Origin of the sequence: Streptomyces niphimycinicus (assembly GCF_018883605.1) — a bacterium.
Classification (GTDB): domain Bacteria; phylum Actinomycetota; class Actinomycetes; order Streptomycetales; family Streptomycetaceae; genus Streptomyces; species Streptomyces niphimycinicus.
In genome coordinates this window covers 1-5,939 of sequence record NZ_JAHLEM010000424.1, presented here as the reverse complement: position 1 = coordinate 5,939, position 5,939 = coordinate 1, and the positions used below count along the sequence as shown (strand labels likewise).

Sequence of the window (5,939 nt, the reverse complement as noted above, 5' to 3'; positions counted from 1 at the left end):
GTTCACGGTGCCGAAGAGCACATCCGCGATGGCGTTGCCGCCCTCGATCCCCGGATGCCACGCCTGGAGCACGGCGGGGGTGCGGTCCAGCCAGCCGCCCATCGTCAGCGGGCGCCCGCTGAGCAGCACCACCACGAACGGCGCGCCGGTGTCCGCGATCGCGGTGATCAGCCGCTCCTGCCGGCCGGGCAGGCCGAGGTCGCTGCGCACCGCCGCCTCCCCGCTGAGCGTCGCCGCCTCCCCGACCACCACCACGGTCACATCGGTCGCCCTGGCCGCCGAGGCCGCCCGGGCGATGCCCCGGGTGTTGCGGCCGGACGCGTCCACGCCTTCGACATGGCTGACACTGGCCTTCGGCGCCGCGTCCTTGACCGCGTCCAGGACGGTGACCGGGCGGAACGCGTCGGCCCATGTCCCGGCCCAGGAGCCGCGCAGATCGGTGGAGTCGGCGAAGGGCCCGACGACGGCGATGGAGCCCGACCGGTCCAGCGGGAGCGTGGACTTCTCGTTCTTGAGCAGCACCATGGTGCGCCCGGCCGCCGCGCGCGCCGCCGCCCGGGACGCCTTGGTGGGCCCGGCGATCGCCGTGTCCTCGTCCGCGTAGGGATGCTCGAAGAGCCCGAGCCGGAACTTCAGGCGCAGGATGCGGGCCACCGCGTCGTCCAGCCGGTCGGTGGTGATCTGCCCGCCGCGCAGCAGCCGCTTGCCGTACTCGTTGATGGTGGTGCTGGCCATCTCCATGTCGATCCCGGCGTTGAAGGCCAGCCGGGCCGCGTCGGAGCGGTTGGCGGCATAGCCGTGGACGATCATTTCCTGGACGCCGTTGTAGTCGCTGACGACAAAGCCGCGGAAGGCCCACTCCTCCTTGAGGATCTCGGTCAGCGCATGCCGGTAGCCATGCGCGGGGACCCCGCTGACGGTGTTGAAACTCGCCATCACGGTGGCCACCCCGGCGTCCAGCGCCGCCTTGAACGGGGGCAGGTAGAAGTTGCGCAGCCGGGCCTCGGAGACATCCACCGTGTTGTAGTCGCGGCCGCCCTCGACACCCCCGTAGGCGATCATGTGCTTGGCGCAGGCCGCGAGGCGGTGCCGGGAGCGGAGGTCGTCGCCCTGGTAGCCGCGGGTCTTGGCGGCCGCGAGCGTCGCCGCCAGATACGGGTCCTCCCCGTCGCCCTCGGCGATCCGCCCCCAGCGCGGTTCATGGGTGACGTCCATCATCGGGGAGAACGCCCAGTGCACACCGTTGGAGCGGGCCTCCCGCGCCGACACCTCCGCGTCCCACACGGCCACCGCGGGGTCGAAGGCGGCGGCCTGGCCGAGGGGGATGGGGAAGGTGGTCCACATGCCATGGATGACATCGAGGCCGAAGATCAGCGGAATGCCCAGCCGGGACTTCTCGACGGCCATCCGCTGGAGAGTGTTGGTGGTGCGGGCCCCGTAGATGTTGAGCACGGAGCCGAGCCTGCCCCTGCGGGCCGCCTTCTCCGCGGCGGCGGTCTGCCCGCCGCCGGGTCCGGTGTCGCCGGTCCAGGCGAACTGCTGGAGCTGGCCGAGCTTCTCGTCGATGGTCATCCGCGCCATCAGGGCCCGGATCCTGGTCTCGTACGGACCGGATTCCGGCCCCGGCCGGGGCGCGTCGGAGGTGGGGGCGGGCGGGGCCTGGGCACGGGCGGTCGCGGCCTTGCCCGCGATGGCCGCCCCTCCGGCCGCGGCGAGCACCGTGCGTCTGCGCACATCGTTCATGGTCTTCGTCCTGGCCTTCGGCGATCCGTTGTCCCCGAGTCCGAGTTCCTCAAGACCATGCTGGTCACGACCCTGTGCGGGATGCGGGCCGCCACCTTTGCCGTGGGTCTTCTGCCAACGTACGACAGGATCGGCGTCCGGGCTCCCGGTGCGTCCGGTGTGCCGGGCGGGGCGCCGGAGGGCGATACTGGGGTCAACGGTTAACCGTCGACCAGTGCCGGTCCGCCCGCCAGAAGGAGCCCGTCGGTGCCCATCACCTCGCTCCAGCAGCAGTCCCTCGGCGATCTGGTCGCGCATGAGCTGCGGGTTCTGATCGTTTCGGGACGGCTGCGCCCCGGCACCCATCTTGTCGAAGGTGTCCTGGCCGAGCAGTACGACGTCAGCCGCGGCCCGGTGCGGGACGCGCTGCGGCAGCTCGAGGCCGAGGGGCTGGTCGAGGCGCGCCGCCGCGGGGTCTTCGTCACCGGGCTCACCGAGGGCGACGTCGACGAGCTCTACACCCTGCGGGAGTCCCTGGAGACGCTCGCTCTCACCCTCGCCATCGACCGGGCGGGGCCGGATGACTGGGAGCCCGCCGAGCGCTTAGTGCGGGACATGCGCGATGCCGCGGACCGCGCCGCGGCCGGTGACTTCGCCCTCGCCGACCTGGAGTTCCACTCCCAGTTCCATGTGCTCTCCGGACACCGACGGCTGCTGGCGGTCTGGGAGCAGTACCGCCCCACCTTCGGTGTGATCCTCGACGTCACCAACGCCCAGGACGTCGATCTGCGTCCCTCCGCCGAGGCCCATGCCCACCTGCTGGCGACCGTGCGCGCCGGTGATGCCGAGCACGCCGCCACCACCCTGCGCGAACACCTCCTCGGCGCCAGGAACCGGCTCCGGGCCGCGCTGCGCTCCGCACGCGCGGCGGCCGACCAGGGGTGAACCGCCCGCCCCCGAAGGGACATCGGAGGAACATCGCCACCGCGTCGGCCAAGGGCGCCGCGGCCCGCGTCAGTCCCGGCGCTCGTCCATGCCCGCCATCAGGGCCTGGTGGCTCATCCGCACATGCTCCCGCATCACCCGCTCCGCGCCGTCCCCGTCCTTGGCCTGGATCAGATTGAGGACGCGATGGTGCTCATCGTCGGACTCGTCCAGCCGGCCGGGCCGGGACAGCGAGGTGCGCACCAGCCGGGCGTAGGCCAACTGGTTCATCAGGGTGCGGTAGTGCGCCTCCAGCTTGCTGTTGTCCGCGCCCACCACGATCAGATCGTGGAACTCGTGGACCAGCGCCGCGTATTGCTCGGCGTCGCCGTCCCGCACGGCCGCGTCGGCCGCCTTCATATTGGCCTCCAGCCGCTCCACTTCCGGTACGTTGCCGCGGAAGGCGAGCAGCCGGGCGGCGGCGCCCTCCAGCAGCTCCTTCATCTGGAACAGCTCGGTCAGCTCGCGCCGGGACGGTACGGCGACAAACGTCCCGACCCGTGGCCGCACCTCGACCAGCCCCTCGATCTGGAGCTGCTTGAGGGCCTCGCGGATGGGTGTCCGGCTGACGCCGAAGGTCTCGGACAGCGCCATCTCGGAGAGGCTGGAGCGGGGCGGCAGTTCACCACTGATGATCATCTGCCGCAGCTCTTCGGCGACCCTCGCCTGCATGCTGGTCTGCTGAAGCCGCTTTCCGGTGGGTTGTTGCATGGCACGTGACCCTAGAGGTGGCCGTCGCTCGCCGTCAACTGACGTGTCGGCGGAGAGATCGGCCGGAGATGCGCTCGGGTGTTGTGCCATACAAGAACCCTTTCCTGGGTCCAGGACCGGCTCAGGACCGGCCCCAGGGCCGACTCAGGACCGACTCAGGACTTCAGGATGAACGGGTCCCCGGCGGGCTCCTCGCTGGTGTTGACCCAGACGCTCTTGAGCCGGGTGTACTCCCGGATCACCTCCGTGCCGTGCTCGGTCCCCATCCCGCTGGTCTTGAACCCGGCCCGGGGCGACATCGGCGACATCGAGCGATAGGTGTTGGCCCATACCGTCCCGGCCTCCAGCCGGGCGGCCATCCGGTGCACCCGGTTCACATCCCGGGTCCACACCCCCGCCGCCAGGCCGTACGCGGAGTCGTTGGCGATCGCCAGGGCCTCCTCCTCGGAGCCGAAGGGCATGACGGTCGCGACCGGCCCGAAGATCTCCTCCTGGCAGATCCGCATCCCGTTGTCGGTGCCGGTGAAGACGGTGGGGGAGTAGAAGTACCCGTCGAGGCCCGTCTCCGGCCGCCTGCCGCCGCAGACCACCTTTCCGCCCTCGGCCTGCCCCAGCTCGACATACGACTCGACCTTCGCCAACTGCTCGGCGAGGGCGAGCGGGCCCAGCTCGGTGGTCTCCTCCAGCGGATCGCCGACGCGGATCGTGGCCGCCCGCGCGGTCACCCGCTCCAGGACCTCGTCGTACGCCTCCCGGTGCACCAGCACCCGGCTCCCCGCCACACAGGTCTGCCCGGCAGCCGCGAAGATGCCCGCGATCACCCCCATGGCGGCCGACCCCAGATCGGCGTCCGGGAAGATGATGTTGGGCGACTTCCCGCCCAGCTCCAGGGTGCAGCCGATCAGCCGGTCGGCGCAGGTACGGGCGATCCGGCGGCCGGTCCCGCTGGAGCCGGTGAAGGTCACCTTGGCCACGGCCTCATGCTCGGTCAGCGGCGCGCCCGCCTCCGCGCCGTACCCGGTGACCACATTGACCACCCCCGGCGGAAACCCCGCCTCTTCGAAGAGCGGTGCGAGCGCCAGCAGCGAGGCCGAGGTGTGTTCCGACGGCTTGACCACCACCGTGTTCCCCGAAGCCAGGGCCGGGGCCAGCTTGGTGGCGGTGAGCAGCAGCGGGGAGTTCCAGGGGGTGATGGCGCCGACCACGCCCACCGGTTCGCGCAGGGTGTAGTTGAGCAGCTCCCGGCCGGCCCCGGGGATCACCTCGCCCTGGATCTTGTCGGCCAGTCCCGCGTAGTAGTAGAAGTACTCGGGCAGCCCGGCGAGTTGGGCCCGCATCTCCCGCAGCAGCTTGCCGTTGTCGAGGGTCTCGGTACGGGCCAGCCGCTCCGCGTGCTCACCGATCAGATCGCCCAGGTTCCGCAGCAGCCGCCCGCGCCGGGTCTGGCTCAGATCGCGCCAGCGCGGATCCTCGAAGGCGGTGCGGGCGGCGCCCACCGCACGGTCCACATCGGCGGCGGTGCCGCGCGCCGCCTCGTACCAGGGCTCGGCGGTGGCCGGGTTGACGCTGGCGAAGTAGCCGCCGTCGGCGGGGGCGGTCCACTCGCCCGCGATGTAGTGGTCATGGCGCGGCAGAGGGTTCATGAGCGGTGGGACTCCTGTCCGGTGTGGGCTCCGGTCTCGGTTCCGGTGTCGGTTCCGGGGTGGGCTCCGGTCTGAACTCCGGGGTGGGCTCCGGTGTGGGTGAGGATCACGTCGGCGAGCTCCTGGGGGCACTCCAGCGGCAGCAGATGGCGGGCGCCGGGCACGATCACCGCCCGGCCGCCGGGAATCCGCCCCGCCAGCCGGTGCGACATGGCCGGGGTCGAGCCCGGGTCCCGCTCGCCGGTCACCGCCACGGTGGGGGCGGCGATCCGGGGCAGCGACCGCCACAGCCCGGAGTCGGCCGTCGCGAAGACCCGGTAACACGCGAGGTAGGAGGCCCGGTCGTTGGCCAGCAGCGTGTCGAGCACCCGCTGGGCCAGCCCGGGGTCCTGGGCCCGCCAGGCGGGCGAGAACCAGCGGTCGACCGCCGCCCACGCGGACGCCCCGAAGTCCTCGGCGGCCAGCTCCTGGCGGCGGGCCACCGCCGCCCGTTCCTCCTCCGTCCGGCCCGCGACCGAGCTGACCAGGGTGAGCGAGGCGGTGAGGTCCGGCCGGTCCAGCCCCAGCCGCTGGGCGACCAGGGCCCCGAGCGAGAAGCCGACGATATGGGTGGGGCCGCTCAGCAGTGCCGCGACATCCGCGGCCAGTTCGGCGAGAGACACCCCGGCCGCCGCGGCCGGGGAGGCGCCGTGGCCGCGCAGATCGACCGGCGTCACGCGGTGCCGGGCGGCCAGCGCGGGCAGACAGCGGTCCCACATGTGGCGGTCCAGGCCCACGCCGTGCAGCAGCACCATCGGCGCTCCGGTGCCATGGGACTCATGGGCGAGCGCCACCGGCGGCCGGGCCCCCGCCGGGTCCGGCGCGCCGGGAGCGCCCGCC

General features: G+C 72.3%; 5 protein-coding genes. 1 reads left to right on the top strand and 4 read right to left on the bottom strand.

The features are described from left to right. A partial coding sequence (locus tag KN815_RS31520; protein ID WP_216345275.1) for a glycoside hydrolase family 3 N-terminal domain-containing protein occupies positions 1-1,743 on the bottom strand: 1,743 nt, incomplete at its 3' end. A gap of 246 nt (positions 1,744-1,989) precedes the next feature. Here KN815_RS31520 and KN815_RS31515 point away from each other — a divergent pair. Continuing rightward, positions 1,990-2,667, top strand: coding sequence for a GntR family transcriptional regulator (locus KN815_RS31515; protein WP_216345274.1), 678 nt, complete (start codon positions 1,990-1,992; stop codon positions 2,665-2,667). Between the two features lie 69 nt (positions 2,668-2,736). Here KN815_RS31515 and KN815_RS31510 read toward each other — a convergent pair whose 3' ends face one another. From KN815_RS31510 to KN815_RS31500, 3 genes are all read right to left on the bottom strand, one after another. Next, complete coding sequence (locus tag KN815_RS31510; protein ID WP_216345273.1) at positions 2,737-3,417, bottom strand: GntR family transcriptional regulator; 681 nt, start codon at positions 3,415-3,417, stop codon at positions 2,737-2,739. A 155-nt stretch (positions 3,418-3,572) separates the two neighbouring features. After that, on the bottom strand, positions 3,573-5,060 hold the full coding sequence (locus tag KN815_RS31505) for an aldehyde dehydrogenase (RefSeq protein ID WP_216345272.1): 1,488 nt from the start codon (positions 5,058-5,060) through the stop codon (positions 3,573-3,575). Beyond that, the coding region (locus KN815_RS31500) for an alpha/beta fold hydrolase (RefSeq protein WP_308403687.1) at positions 5,057-5,939 on the bottom strand (883 nt) is incomplete at its 5' end. The genes KN815_RS31500 and KN815_RS31505, both read right to left, overlap by 4 nt.

Bases quoted from the DNA above. Each gene is read 5' to 3' on its own strand.
- KN815_RS31510 (WP_216345273.1), bottom strand. From the start codon at position 3,417: ATGCAACAACCCACCGGAAAGCGGCTTCAGCAGACCAGCATGCAGGCG.
- KN815_RS31505 (WP_216345272.1), bottom strand. From the start codon at position 5,060: ATGAACCCTCTGCCGCGCCATGACCACTACATCGCGGGCGAGTGGACC.